This is a genomic window from Rhodanobacter sp. ANJX3, assembly GCF_014200755.1.
In the GTDB taxonomy this organism is placed as follows: Bacteria; Pseudomonadota; Gammaproteobacteria; order Xanthomonadales; family Rhodanobacteraceae; genus Rhodanobacter.
In genome coordinates this window covers 1-1,802 of sequence record NZ_JACHCM010000020.1, presented here as the reverse complement: position 1 = coordinate 1,802, position 1,802 = coordinate 1, and the positions used below count along the sequence as shown (strand labels likewise).

At 66.5% G+C, this 1,802-nt stretch carries 1 protein-coding gene; it reads left to right on the top strand.

From position 1 onward, the window contains the following. Nucleotides 1-15: 15 nt before the first annotated feature. A partial coding sequence (locus HDE76_RS20475) for an amino acid adenylation domain-containing protein (RefSeq protein ID WP_221262496.1) occupies nt 16-1,802 on the top strand: 1,787 nt, incomplete at its 3' end.

Here is a 1,802-nt window from a genome sequence, read left to right as displayed (position 1 = left end):
TTCGACGCGTCGACGATGCAGCGTCACGTCGATTACCTGATGACGGTGCTTCGCGCGATGACCGTCGACGGTGCGAGCTTGTCGTCGATCGACATGCTCAGTGCGGCGGAGCGAGCGCAGCAGGCGGCATGGAACGCGACCGAAGCAGCGTATCCGACCGACGTCAGCATCCATGCGCTGATCGAAGCCCAGGTGCAGCGCACGCCCGAGGCCATCGCTGTGCGGCACGAGGACGGCAACCTCACCTATACCGAACTCAACCGGCGTGCCAACCGCCTGGCGCATCGACTGGTAGCGCACGGCGTCGGCCCCGACCGCATCGTCGCCGTCTGCGCCGAGCGTGGCGTGCCGATGGTGATCAGTCTGCTGGCCATCCTCAAGGCCGGCGGCGCGTACCTGCCACTGGATCCGAGCCTGCCGACCGAACGCCTGCGACAGGTGCTGGACGATGCCTCGCCAGCCTGGATGCTGGTCGATGGGGTGGGCGAGACCGCCTTGGCCGAGCTGGGTAGCACTGCCCATCGTGTGCACCTGGATCAGGCGCCGTGGACCGATGGCCCGACGCACGATCCCCAGATCGCCGGCGCGTCGGCCGGACAATTGGCGTACGTGATCTACACCTCCGGCTCGACCGGTCGCCCGAAGGGTGTGATGAACGAACACGGCGCCTTGGTCAACCGACTGACCTGGATGCAGAGCGCCTACGGTCTGGACCACACCGACATCGTCATCCAGAAAACCCCCTTTAGCTTCGATGTGTCGGTATGGGAATTCTTCTGGCCGCTGCTCGCCGGTGCCTCGTTGGCCGTGCCACCGCCCGAGCTGCACAAAGACGCGCCGCGACTGGCTGCATGGATGCGTCAATGGCAAGTCACCACAGCGCACTTCGTGCCCTCGATGCTGGCCAGCTTCGTCCAGGTGGACGACGTCGCCGCGTGCACGAGCCTGCGTCGACTGATACTCAGTGGCGAAGCCTTGCCGGCCGCCCACGTGCTGGCCTGTCGCCAGCGCTTGCCGGCGGTCGCCTTGCACAACTTGTACGGACCGACCGAAGCGGCGATCGACGTAACCGCGTGGACCTGTCCGCCGGACTACACTGGCGGTACCGTGCCGATCGGTCGGCCGATCGCAAACACCGCGATCCATCTGCTCGATCGTTATGGCCGTCATGTACCGCGTGGCACGGTCGGTGAGCTGCACATCGGTGGCGTCGGTGTGGCGCGCGGTTACCTCAACCGCGATGGCTTGACGGCCGAACGCTTCGTCTCCGATCCGTTCCGCGCGGGTGGCCGGTTGTACAAGACCGGCGACCTGGCTCGCTATGCGCCGGACGGCCAGATCGAGTACCTGGGCCGTAACGACGACCAGGTGAAGATCCGCGGCTTTCGTATCGAGCTGGGTGACATCGAGGCCTGTCTGGCGACCTGCGCCTCGATCCGCGATGTCGCGGTGGTCGCGCGCGACACGCCAGGAAGCGACGTGCGGTTGATCGCTTATCTGGTCGTCGAGGCCGGGCAGGGCGAGGTGGCGCAGTGGCGTGCGCATGCCGCGGCACACCTGCCTGAATACATGGTGCCGGCGGCCTTCGTGCAACTGGCCGCTTTGCCGCTGACCGGCAACGGCAAGCTCGACCGCAAGGCGCTGCCGGCACCGGACGACGAAGCCTTTGCCCGTCGGGCGTACGAACCGCCGCAAGGCGACACCGAAAGCGCGATCGCCGCCGTGTGGGAGGAACTGCTCGGGGTCACTCGCGTCGGTCGCCGCGATCACTTCTTCGAGCTTGGTGGCCATTCGCTCTTGGC